Raw genomic sequence first — 14846 nt, forward strand, 5'->3', positions numbered from 1 at the left:
AGATGAGTTGTTCAAGCGCTCTTTCGCGTCCCGATCCGGATAATGCCGGGTGCCAGGGTCCAAGTAAGAGCCCAAACATAACCCACTTCCCAAGGAACTGCGGACGAGTACGCGTGCAAAGCGCGACACGCCCGACCGCGGGGGTCGGTTGCGCCGGCAGGTTGAGGAACCCGGATTCATCCGGATTCAGCTTGTGCGGCGGGTGGTAGTTACGACTTCAAATGCTTCGGCAGCCACACAACGAGTAAGTAAACAGGGCAGCCCTAAACAGGGGAAGCACAGACTGAAAGAGAGTCAGGCGACATGGCGGGACAAAAAATCCGCATCCGGCTGAAGTCATATGACCACGAGGTCATTGACGTTTCAGCACGGAAGATCGTTGAGACGGTCACGCGCGCAGGCGCAACTGTAGTTGGCCCCGTGCCGCTGCCGACGGAGAAGAACATCTACTGCGTAATCCGCTCTCCGCACAAGTACAAGGACAGCCGCGAGCACTTTGAAATGCGCACGCACAAGCGTCTTATCGACATCATCGATCCCACGCCCAAGGCTGTTGATTCGCTCATGCGTCTCGACCTGCCGGCCGACGTGAACATCGAAATCAAGCTGTAGGGAGGTGCTGAGAGACTATGACCGCAACCCGTAACGTAAAGGGCCTGCTGGGCACGAAGCTCGGCATGACCCAGGTCTGGGACGAGAACAACAAGCTCATCCCCGTCACTGTGGTCCAGGCTGACTCGAACGTCATCACGCAGCTGCGCAATGCAGAGACTGATGGCTACGTCGCCGTTCAGATCGGCTACGGCCAGATCGACCCCCGCAAGGTCACCAAGCCGCTGGCTGGTCACTTTGAAAAGGCAGGCGTCACGCCTCGCCGCCACGTCGTAGAACTGCGCACTGCAGATGCTGACTCTTACGAGCTGGGCCAGGAGCTCTCCGTAGAGCTCTTCGAAGCCGGCCAGAAGATCGACGTCGTTGGCACCACCAAGGGTAAGGGCTTCGCCGGTGTTATGAAGCGTCACGGCTTCCACGGCGTTGGAGCTTCCCACGGTGCCCACAAGAACCACCGTAAGCCCGGTTCTATCGGTGGCGCATCCACCCCGAGCCGCGTCTTCAAGGGCATGAAAATGGCCGGCCGCATGGGCGCCGTTCGTCACACCACGCTGAACCTCACGGTCCACGCGGTTGACGTCGAGAAGTCGCTGCTCCTGATCAAGGGTGCCGTCCCCGGCGCCCGCGGCCAGGTCGTACTCGTACGCACCGCCGTGAAGGGAGCCTAGTTCAATGACTAGCACTGTCAAGGTTGACCTGCCTGCAGAGATCTTCGACGTACAGACCAACGTGCCGCTGCTGCACCAGGTCGTCGTTGCACAGCTCGCTGCTGCTCGCCAGGGTACCCACAAGACCAAGACCCGCGCCGAAGTTTCCGGCGCCGGTCGCAAGCCGTTCAAGCAGAAGGGCACCGGCCGCGCCCGTCAGGGTTCAATCCGTGCTCCTCACATGACCGGTGGTGGCATCGTCCACGGCCCCACGCCGCGTGACTACAGCCAGCGCACCCCCAAGAAGATGATTGCTGCTGCACTGCGCGGCGCTCTCTCTGACCGCGCCCGTAACGGCCGCATCCACGTCGTTGCTGATCTGGTCGAAGGCACCAAGCCGTCTTCCCGTGACGCACTGGCAACGCTGCGTGGCGTCTCCGAGCGCAAGAACCTGCTCGTTGTCATCGACCGCGCCAACGATGTTGCTGCACTCTCCGTGCGCAACCTCCAGGATGTTCACGTTCTGTACGCAGACCAGCTGAACACCTACGACGTGCTCGTTTCTGACGACGTAGTCTTCACCAAGGCTGCCTACGAAGCATTCGTTGCTGACAAGGCTGCAAAGAACGAGGAGGATGCCAAGTGAGCGCAGCCACCATCAAAGACCCGCGCGACGTCGTGCTTGCACCCGTCGTTTCGGAAAAGAGCTACGGCCTGATCGACGAGGGCAAGTACACCTTCCTGGTGGACCCCCGCTCGAACAAGACCGAGATCAAGCTGGCCGTGGAGAAGATTTTCTCCGTCAAGGTCGAATCGATCAACACCATCAACCGTGCCGGTAAGCGCAAGCGCACCAAATTCGGATGGGGTACCCGCAAGAACACCAAGCGTGCCATTGTGAGCCTCAAAGAAGGCACTATCGACATCTTCGGCGGTCCGCTCTCGTAGCGGAGACCACTTTAACGAGGAAATAAATTATGGGAATCCGTAAGTACAAGCCGACTACCCCGGGCCGTCGTGGCTCGAGCGTAGCGGACTTCACCGAAATCACGCGGTCGACGCCGGAAAAGTCGTTGGTACGTCCCCTCCCGAAAAAGGGTGGCCGTAACAACACCGGTAAGATCACGACCCGTCACAAGGGTGGTGGCCACAAGCGCCAGTACCGTCTGATCGACTTCCGTCGTCACGACAAGGACGGCGTCAACGCCCGCGTTGCCGAAATCGAGTACGATCCGAACCGCACGGCTCGCATCGCCCTCCTGCACTACGTTGATGGCACCAAGCGTTACATCATCGCCCCGAACAAGCTGGCCCAGGGTGACACCGTGGAAGCAGGTGCCGACGCTGACATCAAGCCCGGCAACAACCTGCCGCTGCGCAACATCCCGGTCGGCACCGTAATCCACGCAGTTGAACTGCGCCCGGGTGGCGGCGCCAAGATGGGCCGCTCCGCCGGCGCATCGATCCAGCTCGTTGCAAAGGAAGGCCGTTTCGCCCAGCTGCGTCTGCCTTCCGGCGAAATCCGCAACGTTGACGTGCGCTGCCGCGCAACCGTCGGCGAGGTCGGCAACGCCGAGCAGTCGAACATCAACTGGGGTAAGGCCGGCCGTATGCGCTGGAAGGGCGTCCGCCCGACCGTCCGTGGTGTCGCCATGAACCCGGTCGACCACCCGCACGGTGGTGGCGAGGGTAAGACGTCCGGTGGACGTCACCCCGTCAACCCGAACGGTAAGCGCGAAGGCCGCACCCGCCGTCCCAACAAAGAGAGCGACAAGCTTATTGTTCGTCGCCGTCGTACTGGCAAGAACAAGCGATAGGAGCCTGGACACATGCCACGCAGCCTGAAAAAAGGTCCTTTCGTTGACCAGCACCTCTTTGTGAAGGTAGCCAGGGAAAACGAAAAGGGCACCAAGAACGTCATCAAGACCTGGTCCCGCCGTTCGATGATCGTCCCCGACATGCTCGGCCACACGATCGCCGTGCACGACGGACGCAAGCACATCCCGGTGTTTGTCACTGAGTCGATGGTCGGGCACAAGCTCGGCGAATTCGCTCCCACGCGGACATTCCGCGGCCATGTCAAGGACGACCGTAAGGGCAAGCGCCGCTAGGCGCCTGCACTTACGTCAAAGACGAGAGAAGGAAAGCAATGGAAGCCAAGGCAATTGCGCGTCACATCCGCGTAACGCCTATGAAGGCCCGGCGCGTCGTCAACCTTGTTCGTGGTAAGCAAGCGAACGAGGCTCTGGCAATTCTGAAGTTTGCCCCGCAGGCAGCTTCTGAGCCGGTATTCAAGGTAGTTCAGTCGGCAATCTCCAACGCCCGGGTCCTCGCGGACCGCGACGGCGTGGCGTTTGACGAAGGTGACCTCATCATCAGCGAAGCGTTTGTTGATGAAGGCCCGACCATGAAGCGGTTCCAGCCGCGTGCCCAGGGTCGTGCATTTCAGATCAAGAAGCGCACGAGCCACATCACCGTGGTAGTCGCTACCCCGGAGAAAGAGGAGGCTCGCTAAGTGGGACAGAAAGTTAACCCGCACGGGTTCCGACTCGGTATCACCACCGATCACGTATCGCACTGGTTCGCCGACAGCACCAAGGCCGGCCAGCGGTACAAGGACTTCGTTCGCGAAGACATCCGTATCCGCCAGCTCATGTCCACGGGCATGGAGCGCGCCGGCATCGCCAAGGTTGAGATCGAGCGCACCCGCGACCGTGTCCGCGTGGATATCCACACGGCACGTCCGGGTATCGTGATCGGCCGCCGCGGCGCCGAGGCAGACCGCATCCGCGGCGAGCTCGAAAAGCTCACCGGCAAGCAGGTCCAGCTGAACATCCTCGAGGTCAAGAACCCCGAGATGGAAGCCCAGCTTGTTGCCCAGGGCGTTGCAGAGCAGCTGACTTCCCGCGTGGCCTTCCGCCGTGCGATGAAGAAGGCAATGCAGTCCGCGCAGCGCGCTGGTGCCAAGGGCATCCGTATCGCTTGCTCGGGTCGACTGGGTGGCGCAGAAATGTCCCGCTCGGAGTTCTACCGCGAAGGCCGTGTGCCCCTGCACACCCTCCGCGCGAACATCGACTACGGCTTCTACGAGGCCAAGACCACCTTCGGCCGCATCGGCGTGAAGGTCTGGATCTACAAGGGTGACGTCACCGCCAAGGAACTGGCTCAGCAGGCAGCTGCTGCTCCGTCCCGCGGCCGTGGTGCCAGCGATCGTCCGGGCCGCCCGGGTGGCGCTGACCGTGGTGACCGCCGTCGTCGTAACGACCGCCCGGCCGAGGCTGCACCCGCTGCTGCCGACGCTCCGGCTGTCGAAGCAGCTGCACCGGCAGTAGAAGGAGGACAGGCTTAAATGCTTATCCCGCGTCGAGTAAAGCACCGTAAGCAGCACCACCCGGGTCGTTCCGGCGCTGCCACGGGCGGCACCGAGGTCTCGTTCGGTGAGTGGGGTATCCAGGCTCTGAGCCCGGCCTACGTCACGAACCGTCAGATCGAATCTGCCCGTATCGCGATGACCCGCCACATCAAGCGTGGCGGAAAGGTCTGGATCAACATCTACCCGGACCGTCCGCTGACGAAGAAGCCGGCCGAAACCCGCATGGGTTCCGGTAAGGGTTCTCCGGAATGGTGGGTCTCAAACGTCAAGCCGGGCCGGGTTCTCTTCGAACTCTCCGGTGTCAGTGAAGAGGTAGCTCGCGAGGCCCTGCGCCTGGCAATCCACAAGCTGCCGTTGAAGGCACGCATTGTGCGTCGCGAAGGTGGTGAGTAGAAATGGCAGTAGGATCCAAGGAACTTGCATCCGCACAGCTGGACGGTTTCGACAACGAGCGTCTCGTTGAAGAACTCCGCAAGGCCAAGGAAGAGCTGTTCAACCTGCGTTTCCAGTCCGCCACCGGACAGCTGGAGAACCACGGTCGTCTGCGCGCGGTAAAGAAGGACATCGCACGCATCTACACCGTTCTCCGTGAGCGCGAGCTGGGCATTCGTGCCGAGGTTGCCGCACCGGTTGTGGAAGCCAAGGAAGAAAAGAAGTCCAAGAAGGCTGCAACCAAGAAGGCTGACAAGGCTGAAACGGTTGAGACCGAGGAGGACGCCAAGTGAGTGAAAAGGACGAGAACGTGACGGAAACTGTTTCCGACGCAGCCAAGGCTGACGAGCGCGGTTACCGTAAGACGAAGCGCGGCTATGTCGTCTCGGACAAGATGGAAAAGACCATCGTTGTCCAGGTCGAAGACCGCGTGAAGCACGCCCTCTACGGCAAGGTTATGCGCCGCAACACGAAGATCAAGGCTCACGACGAAGAGAACTCCGCCGGCATCGGCGACCTCGTTCTCCTCGCCGAGACCCGCCCGCTGTCCGCTACCAAGCGGTGGCGCCTGGTGGAGATCCTCGAGAAGGCCAAGTAACACCTGCAGCTTCCCCGCCCGGGGATCTGCGCCGAAACCCCCGTTCCCTTCTGGGAGCGGGGGTTTCCTCGTTTCCGGCGGGGGCCTGTGGCGTCGCCGGCATCTCACGCCGCGCAGAGTTTCAGCGGGTGTCCGACGCCGGCCGGCTCAGTTCGCGGGGGAGGGGGCGGAAGGCGGGCCAAAAGACTGCCGTGAGCGACGACGTCGGCCGCTGAGGGCCGGCCGCACCCCGCCCGCGCCCACTAAGTGTCCCTTCGCGCGCCGTGGGCAGGGGGCCGGCAGCTGTGATATGGGGATGCGCCGGAAACGTGCTAGGATTTTGAGTTTGTATGGCGCCTTTCGTGCGTCATCATCAACCTCGTAAACAATCGTGCCACGGCATAGTGCCCCCTCGCGCCTCGCGCTCCCGGGAAGCAACTGTTTTTGGCACGGGCGTTTAGGCCTGGTCTGGCAAAATCCAGGCAGGTCAAGAGACACCCCGATCAACCGTTCCGCAAGGCTCATTCCGTAGGAAGATTTTCGGTCTGAGAACCGGCGCGACGCAAGGAGTAAATAGTGATTCAGCAGGAGTCGCGACTCAAGGTCGCCGACAACACGGGTGCTAAGGAAATCCTTACCATTCGCGTTCTCGGTGGATCTGGCCGTCGCTACGCAGGCATTGGCGACGTGATCGTCGCTACCGTCAAGGACGCAATTCCGGGCGGCAACGTAAAGAAGGGCGACGTCGTCAAGGCTGTCATCGTCCGTACCAAGAAGGAACGCCGCCGTGCGGATGGTTCCTACATCAAGTTTGACGAGAACGCAGCTGTGATCCTGAAGAACGACGGTGACCCCCGCGGTACCCGTATCTTCGGACCGGTTGGTCGTGAACTTCGCGACAAGAAGTTCATGAAGATCGTTTCTCTGGCTCCGGAGGTGCTCTAGTCCATGGCTAAGATCAAAAAGGGTGACCTGGTTCAGGTCATCACTGGCGCCAAGGCTGAGCGCGGCGGCGACCGTGGCAAGCAGGGCAAGGTTCTGCGCGTATTCCCGGAGACCAACCGCGTGTTGGTTGAAGGCATTAACCGCGTAACCAAGCACACCAAGGTCGGTCAGTCGCAGCGCGGCACCAAGACCGGTGGCATCGAGGTCGTTGAGGCTTCAATCCACATCTCCAACGTGGCTCTGGTTGACCCCTCCACCAAGAAGCCCACCCGCGTCGGTTTCCGCACCGAGACCGTTGAGCGCGATGGCGTGAAGCGTGAAGTGCGTGTCCGCGTGGCCAAGAGCTCAGGGAAGGACATCTAATGACTGAGACTCTCGAGACTCCGGCAAGCAAGATCGTTCCTCGTCTGAAGACCAAGTACGCGGATTCCATCAAGAGCTCGCTCGTTGAGGAATTCAAGTACGAGAACGTCAACCAGGTTCCCCGTCTGGTGAAGGTCGTTGTGAACATGGGTGTTGGAGATGCCGCTAAGGACTCCAAGCTGATCGACGGCGCTGTCCGCGATCTGACCCTGATCACCGGCCAGAAGCCGCAGGTAACCAAGGCCCGCAAGTCGATCGCACAGTTCAAGCTGCGCGAAGGCATGCCGATCGGTGCGCACGCAACTCTGCGTGGCGACCGCATGTGGGAATTCCTGGACCGTCTGGTCACGCTGGCACTGCCGCGTATCCGCGACTTCCGGGGCCTCAGCGGCAAGCAGTTCGACGGCAACGGCAACTACACCTTCGGTCTGACCGAGCAGGTTATGTTCCACGAGATCGACCAGGATTCCATTGACCGCGTTCGCGGCATGGACATCACCGTCGTGACCACTGCCAAGACCGACGACGAAGGCCGCGCGCTGCTCAAGGCGCTTGGCTTCCCGTTCAAGACCGAAGATTAATCTAGCTACGTAAAAGGTCCGGCTGCCTGGCTTTGTTTCCAGGACAGCGGAAACCGTTATGAGGAAGGGCAAGAGCCCACATGACTATGACAGATCCTGTCGCAGATATGCTTACGCGTCTGCGCAATGCAAACTCGGCATACCACGATTCCGTGTCTATGCCTTACAGCAAGCTCAAGGCACGCGTTGCTGACATCCTGAAGGCAGAAGGCTTCATCGCCTCCTGGAAGGAAGAAGACGCGGAGGTTGGCAAGAAGCTGACCCTCGAGCTCAAGTTCGGTCCGAACCGCGAGCGTTCCATCGCTGGCGTTCGTCGTATTTCCAAGCCGGGACTGCGCGTTTACGCAAAGTCCACCAACCTGCCGCACGTGCTGGGTGGCCTGGGTATCGCAATCCTGTCCACCTCTTCCGGCCTCCTGACTGACAAGCAGGCCGGCAAGAAGGGCGTGGGCGGCGAAGTCCTCGCTTACGTCTGGTAACGGGAAAGGAAGAGAATAATGTCACGTATTGGACGTCTCCCCATCACCGTTCCTGCCGGCGTTGAGGTCAAGGTTGACGGCTCTGTCGTCAGCGTCAAGGGTTCCAAGGGCGAGCTGAGCCACACTGTGGCCAGCCCGATCGAGGTCACCCTGGAAGATGGCACCCTGACTGTCGCCCGCCCGAACGACGAGCGCGCCTCCCGTTCGCTGCACGGCCTGACCCGCACCCTGATCGCCAACATGATCCAGGGCGTTACCGCAGGCTACGAGAAGAAGCTTGAGATTGTCGGTACCGGTTACCGCGTCCAGGCCAAGGGTTCTGACCTTGAGTTCGCTCTGGGCTACAGCCACCCGGTCAACGTCTCGGCTCCGAACGGCATCACCTTTGCAGTTGAGACCCCGACCAAGCTCTCTGTTTCAGGTATATCCAAGCAGCAGGTCGGCGAGGTTGCTGCCAACATTCGCAAGCTGCGGAAGCCGGACCCCTATAAGGGCAAGGGCATCCGCTACGCCGGCGAAGTCATCCGCCGCAAGGTCGGAAAGGCTGGTAAGTAACCATGGCCATCGCAATTAACAAGAAGCGTACGAACAAGAGCAAGTCTGCCCAGCGCAGCCGCCGCCAGCTTCGTATCCGCAAGCGCATCTCCGGTACGGCTGTACGTCCGCGTCTGGTCGTCAACCGTTCCGCACGCCACGTATTCGTCCAGGTTGTCGATGACACCAAGGGCCTGACCGTAGCGAGCGCGTCCACTCTGGAAGCCGACCTTCGTGCGTTCGACGGTGACAAGACCGCCAAGGCCAAGCGCGTTGGCGAGCTCGTCGCCGAGCGCGCCAAGGCTGCCGGTATCGAAGCTGTTGTCTTCGACCGCGGTGGTAACAAGTACCACGGCCGGATCGCCGCCGTCGCTGACGGCGCACGTGAAGGTGGGCTGGCACTGTGACCGAAAATAACGAAAAGGACATTCAGGTGACTGAAGCTGTAGCTGCTCCGGCAACTGAGACCGCTGCGCCTGCTACCACTGACGACCGCCGTGGTGGCGCCCGTCGTGGCGAGCGTGGCGACCGCGGCCAGGGCCGTGGCGACCGTGGTGGCCGTGGTGGCCGCGACGGCGGCCGCGAAGCCGAGAAGAGCCAGTTCGTAGAGCGCGTCGTAACCATCAACCGCGTTTCCAAGGTCGTCAAGGGTGGTCGTCGCTTCAGCTTCACCGCCCTCGTCGTCGTCGGTGACGGCAACGGTATGGTCGGCGTCGGCTACGGCAAGGCTAAGGAAGTTCCCGCCGCCATCGCGAAGGGCGTTGAAGAGGCCAAGAAGTCCTTCTTCCGCGTTCCCCGCATCGGCAGCACCATCCCGCACCGCGTGCAGGGCGAAGCCGCTGCAGGCGTTGTCATGCTGCGTCCGGCTTCCGCCGGTACCGGTGTTATCGCCGGCGGTCCGGTCCGTGCAGTACTGGAGTGCGTGGGCATCCACGACATCCTCTCCAAGTCGCTCGGTTCCTCCAACGCCATCAACATCGTTCACGCGACCGTTGATGCGCTGAAGCGCCTCGAAGAGCCGGCAGCAGTGGCAGCACGCCGCGGCCTCCCGCTCGACGAGGTCGCTCCGCCGGCAATGGTGAAGGCGCTCCTGAACCAGAAGGCAGGTGTCTGAGTCATGGCTAAGAACCTGATTCCCTCCGACGCTCAGTTGGAGATCACTCAGATCAAGTCCGCCATTGGCGGCAAGCAGAACCAGCGCGACACCCTTCGCTCCCTCGGCCTGAAGCGGATCGGACACACCGTTGTCCGCACCGCCGACGCCGTGACCGTCGGGATGCTCAACACGGTTCCGCACCTGGTAAAGGTAGAGGAGGCGAAGTAAATGGCAGAGAAGAACACCGCCGAGAAGGCACAGGGCGCCGCTGCTGAGAAGCAGAACGCACTGAAGGTTCACCACCTGCGTCCCGCCCCGGGTGCCAAGACCGCCAAGACCCGCGTTGGTCGTGGTGAAGGTTCCAAGGGTAAGACCGCTGGTCGCGGTACCAAGGGTACGAAGGCCCGCTACCAGATCAAGGCTGGCTTTGCCGGCGGCCAGCTGCCGCTGCACATGCGCCTGCCGAAGCTGCGCGGCTTCAAGAACCCGTTCCGGGTTGAGTACCAGGTTGTAAACCTGGACAAGCTCAACGAGCTGTTCCCGGAAGGTGGCGCAGTCACCGTGGAGAACCTGGTCGAAAAGGGTGCCGTTCGCAAGAACCAGCCCGTCAAGGTGCTGGGCACCGGCGACATCACCGTCAAGGTTGACGTCACCGTCCACGCATTCTCGGCCAGCGCCGCAGAAAAGATTGCCGCAGCAGGCGGAAGCACCACCGCCCTCTAAAGAGGCGGCGGGGCAGTTGCCCGTTGTTCAAACTCCCGGCACCATGGGGCTCAGGCCCCCGGTGCCGGGAGTTTTTTCTGTTTCCCGGCCATGCCGATTGTTCGCCGGGCGCATCCACCCGTTAGACTCGGTTGTTGGGTTTATTTGACCTATCTCACACGACTTTACTTATTACTCAGGAGGACGCTTGCTTAGCGCATTTGGCCGGGCCTTTCGCACGCCTGATCTGCGACGCAAGTTGTTGTTCACGCTGGGAATCATCACAATCTTCCGCTTGGGTGCCTTCATCCCCTCGCCTGGTGTGAACTACCAGAATGTCCAGCAATGCTTGCAGAACGGTCAGACCTCGGGCGGGATCTACCAGCTCGTCAACCTGTTCAGCGGCGGTGCATTGCTGCAGGTCTCAATTTTCGCGCTCGGGATCATGCCGTACATCACGGCAAGCATCATCGTCCAGCTGCTCCGCGTGGTCATTCCCCGGTTCCAGCAGCTCTACGAAGAGGGCGCCTCGGGCCAGTCCAAGCTGACCCAGTACACCCGGTACCTGACGATCGCCCTGGGCCTCCTGAACGCCACGACGCTGGTGTCGCTGGCGCGCTCCGGCCAACTGCTGCCGAACTGCCAGCTGCCGATCATTCCGGACGCGAGCATCATCACCACGATCCTGATCATCATCACGCTGACGGCCGGCACCGGCCTGATCATGTGGATGGGCGAGCTCGTCACCGAGAAGGGTGTGGGCAACGGCATGTCGCTGCTCATCTTCACCTCGATCGCTGCCGGCTTCCCGACGTCCCTCGGCGCCATCTGGAAGGCGCAGGGCCCGGGCACCTTCTTTATGGTCCTCGTCATCGGCCTGCTGACCGTGGCCCTGGTCGTCTTCGTTGAGCAGTCCCAGCGCCGGATCCCGGTGCAGTACGCCAAGCGCATGATCGGCCGCCGCACCGTGGGCGGAACCAGCACCTACATCCCCATCAAGGTGAACATGGCCGGCGTCGTGCCCGTCATCTTCGCGTCCTCGATGCTGTACCTGCCGGGCCTGATCTCCCAGTTCAACCGGCCTGCGCCGGGCGAGCCCGTCGCGCCGTGGGTTGAGTGGATCAACAACAACCTCACCCGCGGTGACCACCCCATCTACATGGCCCTGTACTTCGCCATGATTGTGTTCTTCACTTACTTCTATGTTGCGATCACTTTCAACCCTGAGGAAGTTTCTGACAACATGAAGAAGTACGGCGGCTTCATTCCGGGTATCCGTGCCGGCAAGCCGACCGCGGATTACCTGCAGTATGTGCTTTCCAGGATCACCCTGCCCGGCGCGATCTACCTGGGCTTTGTGGCCCTGATCCCGCTGATTGCCTTGGTCCTGATCAACGCCAACCAGAACTTCCCGTTCGGCGGCACCTCGATCCTGATCATGGTGGGCGTAGGTTTGGAGACCGTCAAGCAGATTGATGCTCAGCTACAGCAGCGTCACTACGAAGGGCTTTTGCGATGACGAGAATGTTGATTATCGGACCTCCCGGTTCCGGCAAGGGAACGCAGGCGGAACGCATTTCGGAGCGACTCGGCGTCGTTGCGATCTCCACCGGCGACATCTTCCGTGCCAACGTCAAGGGTGAGACGCCGCTCGGCATCGAAGCCAAGAAGTACATGGACGCGGGCGACTTCGTCCCGGACAGCGTGACCAACAAGATGGTCCGGGACCGCCTCACGGAGGACGACGTCGAAGCCGGCTTCCTGCTGGACGGCTACCCGCGCACCACCGCGCAGGTGGACTACCTCGACGCGATCCTCGCCGACGCCGACCAGAAGCTCGACGTCGTCCTGCAGCTCACGGCCGACGACGAGGAACTCGTCAAGCGCCTCCTGGGCCGCGCCAAGGACACCGGCCGCAGCGACGACAACGAAGCCGTGATCCGCCACCGCCTGGACCTCTACCACGGCCAGACGGAAGCCGTGGTGGCCAAGTATGCCGACCGCGGCATCCTCACCCAGGTCGACGGCATCGGCGGCATCGACGAGGTCACCGACCGCGTCATGCAGGCCATCAAAGCGGCGCAGTCCGCCTGATCCGGCCCGTGACTATTGAGGCTCCTCCCGCAGTGCCGGGAGGAGCCTCAGCCATTTGTCCGCACACCCCCTGCAGGGCGGCTGCGGCACCACCGAAAGGACGCTGAGCATGGCATTCGGCCAGACCCGCATTGAATACAAGACCAACGCCCAGATGCGGACCATGCACGAGGCCGGGCTGGTGCTGAGCCGCGCGCTCGACGCCGCCGTGGCGGCAGCCGTCCCCGGAGTGACCACCCGCGACCTCGACGCCGTCTTTGCCGGCGTGCTCCAGGACGCCGGAGCGAAGTCCAACTTCCTCGGCTACCACGGCTTCCCGGCCACCATCTGCACCTCGGTCAACGAGGAAGTAGTGCACGGCATCCCCGGCGACCGTGTCCTGCAGGACGGGGACATCATCTCGATCGACGGCGGCGCCATCGTGGACGGCTGGCACTCCGACTCGGCCCGTACCGTGATCGTCGGGACGGCGGACCCCGAAGACCAGCGGCTCTCCGACGTCACCGAGGCGGCCATGTGGCACGGCATCGCGGCGCTGGCCACCGGCAAGTTCGTCGGCGACATCGGCAACGCTGTGGACGACTATGTTTCCTCCGTGCCCGGGAAGCCGCTGGGCATCCTGGAGGACTACGTGGGCCACGGGATCGGCTCCGAGATGCACATGGCCCCGGACGTGCTGAACTACCGTACGGGCCACCGCGGCCCCAAGATCCGGCCCGGACTGTGTCTGGCGATCGAACCCATGCTGGTCCGCGGCAGCATCGAAACCGCCACCCTCGACGACGACTGGACCGTGGTCACCACCGACGGGAAGCGCTCCTGCCAGTGGGAGCACTCCGTGGCGGTGCACGAGAAGGGCATCTGGGTGCTTTCGGCGCCCGACGGCGGAGCCGCGAAACTGGCGCCGCTCGGCGTCGTCCCCGTCCCGATTCCCTAAGCGTTTCTTTCGCGGCTCCCTAGCGATGCGCTTGGCGGCTTGTGATACGACGAATCCCTGGCGGCGCTGGTATTCCAGCGTCGCCAGGGATTCGTCGTATCCTCAGGCAGTGAGCGCAGCGTCAGCTCTTGAGCTTCGGCTTCACGTCCTTCGTGTAGATGCCCTCGAGGGTGGTCTTGAGCTCGGTCATGGTGGCCTTGACGTCGCCCTGCTGGGTGAGGATCTTCGCGGCGGCTTTGGCCATTTCCTGGTCCGCGCCCGGCAGGAACACCCGGGCGTTGTCCTGGACGTGGGTAACCGCGAGCTGGTCGATGGCCGTCTTGATCTGAGGCGTCTTGGCGAGCACCGCGGTCATGTCGGCGGACGTCCGGGTCGGCATGTAGCCGGTCGCGGCGGAGAACGCGGCGGTGTTCTCCGGCTCGGTCATGAACTTCAGGAATGTCGCGGCAGCGAGCTGGACTTCCTTGCTGACACCGCTGGGGATGCCGAGCCCGGCGCCGCCGGTGGGGCAGACACCGCTTTCCTTCTTCGGGCCGCCCGGGAGGAAGCCGACGCCCACGTTGAACTTGGCGGAGCTCAGCACGCCCAGCAGGGAGCCGGTGGAGGCGATCGTGGCGGAGGTGATGCCGGCCGCGAAGTCGTCCGCGGCCTCCTTGGAGGAGACACCCGCCCACTTGTCCTTGTAGATCGAATCCTGGGCCCACTGGAGCGCTTCCACCGACTCGGCGGAATCACAGTTGATGGTCCATTCGTTGGACCAGCTGCCGCCCCAGCCCCAGAGGTTGTTCTGCAGGGTCCAGCCGGCGTATCCGGCCAGTGCGGGATAGATGTAGGCGTACTGGGCGCCGGAGCTGGCCTTCAGTTTCGGGGCCCACTCGGCGAACTCCTGCCAGGTCTTGGGCGCCCGGTCCGGCAAGCCGGCGGCCTTGAAGTGGTCCTTGTTGTAGTAGAACAGCGGGGTGGAGCGGCCGTAGGGGAGGGCCCACTGCTTGTCGGCGTACTGGTAGTCGGCGACGAGTGACTTCTGGAAGTCATCAACCTTGATGTCCAACTGCTTGATCAGGTTGTCGAGCGGGATGATGTTGCCGTTGGTGTAGTACCGGAACCACCAGACGTCCGAGAGCACCACAAGGCCGGGCAGGGCCGACTTCGCTGCCTGGGAGGTCTGGAACTTCTGCGCGATTTCCTCGTAATTGGCGCCGGCGGTGATCAGGTTGACCTTGATGTCCGGGAACTTGGCCTGGAACTTCTCGATGATCGCCTTTTCCACGTCCTGGGACTTGCCCGGGTGGTTGGTCCAGAAATCGATCGACGAGGCCGGCTTCACGCCGCTGAAGTCGATGTCCGCCGCGCCGGAGGCCCCGGTGCCGCCTCCCGTGGACGGGCCGCCGCAGGCCGCCAGGGCCGCGGCCCCTGCGCCCGCGCCGGCCAGGCCAAGGAAGTGTCTGCGGCCAAGATTCGTTGCCATGGTGGA

The 14846-nt window shown here is 62.4% G+C and carries 24 protein-coding genes; 23 read left to right on the plus strand and 1 reads right to left on the minus strand.

The genetic code is table 11. The annotated features are described in order from the left end of the window. Positions 1-303: 303 nt before the first annotated feature. The 23 genes from rpsJ to map all read left to right on the plus strand — a co-directional run bounded on the left by rpsJ (position 304) and on the right by map (position 13372). Positions 304-612, plus strand: coding sequence for a 30S ribosomal protein S10 (gene rpsJ, locus AB4Y91_RS02775; protein ID WP_038464699.1), 309 nt, complete (start codon positions 304-306; stop codon positions 610-612). 17 nt (positions 613-629) lie between these two features. Beyond that, positions 630-1280, plus strand: a complete 651-nt coding sequence (gene rplC, locus AB4Y91_RS02780; RefSeq protein WP_003803812.1) for a 50S ribosomal protein L3 — start codon at positions 630-632, stop codon at positions 1278-1280. 4 nt (positions 1281-1284) lie between these two features. Beyond that, the gene (gene rplD / locus AB4Y91_RS02785) at positions 1285-1905 is read left to right on the plus strand and encodes a 50S ribosomal protein L4 (RefSeq protein WP_441417035.1); all 621 of its coding nucleotides are present in this window, start codon (positions 1285-1287) and stop codon (positions 1903-1905) included. Next, positions 1902-2207 (plus strand): 50S ribosomal protein L23, encoded by a 306-nt coding sequence (rplW, locus tag AB4Y91_RS02790; RefSeq protein WP_018773664.1) that lies wholly within the window; start codon positions 1902-1904, stop codon positions 2205-2207. Before rplD ends, rplW begins: the two co-directional genes overlap by 4 nt. Before the next feature lie 29 nt (positions 2208-2236). Continuing rightward, the gene (rplB, locus tag AB4Y91_RS02795) at positions 2237-3076 is read left to right on the plus strand and encodes a 50S ribosomal protein L2 (RefSeq protein WP_024366131.1); all 840 of its coding nucleotides are present in this window, start codon (positions 2237-2239) and stop codon (positions 3074-3076) included. Between the two features lie 12 nt (positions 3077-3088). Then, positions 3089-3370, plus strand: a complete 282-nt coding sequence (rpsS, locus tag AB4Y91_RS02800; protein WP_018773666.1) for a 30S ribosomal protein S19 — start codon at positions 3089-3091, stop codon at positions 3368-3370. Between the two features lie 38 nt (positions 3371-3408). Continuing rightward, complete coding sequence (gene rplV, locus AB4Y91_RS02805) at positions 3409-3774, plus strand: 50S ribosomal protein L22 (protein WP_003803798.1); 366 nt, start codon at positions 3409-3411, stop codon at positions 3772-3774. Next, positions 3775-4608: a 30S ribosomal protein S3 gene (rpsC, locus tag AB4Y91_RS02810; RefSeq protein ID WP_441417036.1), complete on the plus strand. Its 834-nt coding sequence runs from the start codon at positions 3775-3777 to the stop codon at positions 4606-4608. It begins immediately after the preceding gene. Continuing rightward, entirely contained in the window at positions 4609-5025 is a 417-nt protein-coding gene (gene rplP / locus AB4Y91_RS02815; protein WP_138768571.1) for a 50S ribosomal protein L16, read from the plus strand. It abuts the gene before it with no gap. A 2-nt stretch (positions 5026-5027) separates the two neighbouring features. Beyond that, entirely contained in the window at positions 5028-5357 is a 330-nt protein-coding gene (rpmC, locus tag AB4Y91_RS02820) for a 50S ribosomal protein L29 (RefSeq protein WP_011692802.1), read from the plus strand. After that, positions 5354-5662, plus strand: a complete 309-nt coding sequence (gene rpsQ, locus AB4Y91_RS02825; protein ID WP_056737811.1) for a 30S ribosomal protein S17 — start codon at positions 5354-5356, stop codon at positions 5660-5662. Before rpmC ends, rpsQ begins: the two co-directional genes overlap by 4 nt. Before the next feature lie 555 nt (positions 5663-6217). Then, positions 6218-6586 carry a 50S ribosomal protein L14 gene (gene rplN, locus AB4Y91_RS02830; RefSeq protein WP_003803789.1) on the plus strand — a complete coding sequence of 123 codons (369 nt, stop codon included), beginning with the start codon at positions 6218-6220 and terminating at the stop codon, positions 6584-6586. Positions 6587-6589: 3 nt separating this feature from the next. Then, positions 6590-6949, plus strand: coding sequence for a 50S ribosomal protein L24 (rplX, locus tag AB4Y91_RS02835; RefSeq protein WP_066436866.1), 360 nt, complete (start codon positions 6590-6592; stop codon positions 6947-6949). Next, positions 6949-7530: a 50S ribosomal protein L5 gene (rplE, locus tag AB4Y91_RS02840; protein ID WP_056425240.1), complete on the plus strand. Its 582-nt coding sequence runs from the start codon at positions 6949-6951 to the stop codon at positions 7528-7530. The genes rplX and rplE overlap by 1 nt, the downstream gene beginning before the upstream one ends. Before the next feature lie 80 nt (positions 7531-7610). After that, entirely contained in the window at positions 7611-8009 is a 399-nt protein-coding gene (rpsH, locus tag AB4Y91_RS02845; RefSeq protein WP_056737814.1) for a 30S ribosomal protein S8, read from the plus strand. An 18-nt stretch (positions 8010-8027) separates the two neighbouring features. Continuing rightward, positions 8028-8564 carry a 50S ribosomal protein L6 gene (rplF, locus tag AB4Y91_RS02850; RefSeq protein WP_028269576.1) on the plus strand — a complete coding sequence of 179 codons (537 nt, stop codon included), beginning with the start codon at positions 8028-8030 and terminating at the stop codon, positions 8562-8564. 2 nt (positions 8565-8566) lie between these two features. Further along, the gene (gene rplR, locus AB4Y91_RS02855; RefSeq protein WP_018773674.1) at positions 8567-8950 is read left to right on the plus strand and encodes a 50S ribosomal protein L18; all 384 of its coding nucleotides are present in this window, start codon (positions 8567-8569) and stop codon (positions 8948-8950) included. Between the two features lie 26 nt (positions 8951-8976). Then, positions 8977-9657, plus strand: coding sequence for a 30S ribosomal protein S5 (gene rpsE, locus AB4Y91_RS02860; RefSeq protein WP_441417037.1), 681 nt, complete (start codon positions 8977-8979; stop codon positions 9655-9657). 3 nt (positions 9658-9660) lie between these two features. Continuing rightward, a complete protein-coding gene (gene rpmD / locus AB4Y91_RS02865; RefSeq protein ID WP_056626615.1) occupies positions 9661-9867 on the plus strand; it encodes a 50S ribosomal protein L30 in 207 nt (68 codons plus the stop codon). Continuing rightward, complete coding sequence (gene rplO / locus AB4Y91_RS02870; RefSeq protein WP_011692793.1) at positions 9868-10362, plus strand: 50S ribosomal protein L15; 495 nt, start codon at positions 9868-9870, stop codon at positions 10360-10362. Positions 10363-10549: 187 nt separating this feature from the next. Then, positions 10550-11860 carry a preprotein translocase subunit SecY gene (gene secY, locus AB4Y91_RS02875; protein WP_175321179.1) on the plus strand — a complete coding sequence of 437 codons (1311 nt, stop codon included), beginning with the start codon at positions 10550-10552 and terminating at the stop codon, positions 11858-11860. 5 nt (positions 11861-11865) lie between these two features. Continuing rightward, a complete protein-coding gene (locus AB4Y91_RS02880; RefSeq protein ID WP_441417836.1) occupies positions 11866-12435 on the plus strand; it encodes an adenylate kinase in 570 nt (189 codons plus the stop codon). A 109-nt stretch (positions 12436-12544) separates the two neighbouring features. Next, positions 12545-13372, plus strand: coding sequence for a type I methionyl aminopeptidase (gene map / locus AB4Y91_RS02885; RefSeq protein WP_441417038.1), 828 nt, complete (start codon positions 12545-12547; stop codon positions 13370-13372). 121 nt (positions 13373-13493) lie between these two features. Here map and AB4Y91_RS02890 read toward each other — a convergent pair whose 3' ends face one another. Beyond that, entirely contained in the window at positions 13494-14840 is a 1347-nt protein-coding gene (locus tag AB4Y91_RS02890) for an ABC transporter substrate-binding protein (RefSeq protein WP_441417039.1), read from the minus strand. Positions 14841-14846 lie beyond the last annotated feature (6 nt).

The organism is Arthrobacter sp. YAF16 (genome assembly GCF_052113385.1).
Taxonomy (GTDB): domain Bacteria; phylum Actinomycetota; class Actinomycetes; order Actinomycetales; family Micrococcaceae; genus Arthrobacter.